Annotated in this window: 1 protein-coding gene; it reads right to left on the bottom strand. The window is 57.9% G+C overall.

The features are described from left to right. Nucleotides 1-788: IS3 family transposase (locus HWX34_RS20995; RefSeq protein WP_178974153.1), on the bottom strand; the 788-nt coding region annotated here is incomplete at both ends.

Below are 788 nucleotides of genomic sequence, written 5' to 3'. Positions count from 1 at the left end.
CGACGTCCCCCCACTTTAAGTAGCAGAGAGCTTTAGAGTCCGGGCTTAATTTACCTGATTTCTCTGCGAGTGATTCGGCATAGGCAGCCGGTGTCAAACCACCCAGTGCTTTCTTGGGCCTTTCGTTGTTGTATTCCCTACGCCAGGCTTCGATGACGATCTGGGCATGGCGCAGGCTAGTGAACCAGTGTTCGTTCAAGCACTCATCCCGGAAGCGCCCGTTAAACGATTCGATATAAGCGTTCTGATTCGGCTTGCCTGGCTCGATCAGAAAGAGCTGAACCCCACGGGCGTGTGCCCAGGTCAACATCGCACGGCTGCAGAATTCCTTGCCGTTATCGGTCCGAATGGCTTTGGGCAAGCCGCGTGTCTGCGCCAGCTGGTCGAGAACACGCGTCAGATGCAGACCACCCATCGCACGTTCCGGAACAATGGCGACTGCCTCATGCGTGGCATCATCGACTACGGTCAGATTCTTGATGACCCGCCCCTCTGCCGTTCGGTCGAACACAAAGTCCATCGACCAGACCTGATTGGCGGCCAAAGGACGGGCCAGTGGGTGACGGTCGGCCACAGGGATTTTCTTGCGCTTGCGCCGGCGAATTTGCAGACCGGCCTCAGCATAGAGCCGATCCACCCGCTTGTGATTGACCACCATGCCGCTCTGCCGCAGTTTCAAATAGATCATGCCGGCGCCGTAGCGTCGGTGCCGTTGCGCAAGCGCGATGATCTTCGCTTTCAAGGCGGCATTGCGGTCGGTGGCGGGCTGATAGCGGAATGAACTGGGA

This window comes from Aquitalea sp. LB_tupeE (assembly GCF_013391415.1).
Classification (GTDB): domain Bacteria; phylum Pseudomonadota; class Gammaproteobacteria; order Burkholderiales; family Chromobacteriaceae; genus Aquitalea.
Note: the sequence above shows the minus strand (reverse complement) of the source record. Positions and strands in the feature narration are given on the sequence as shown.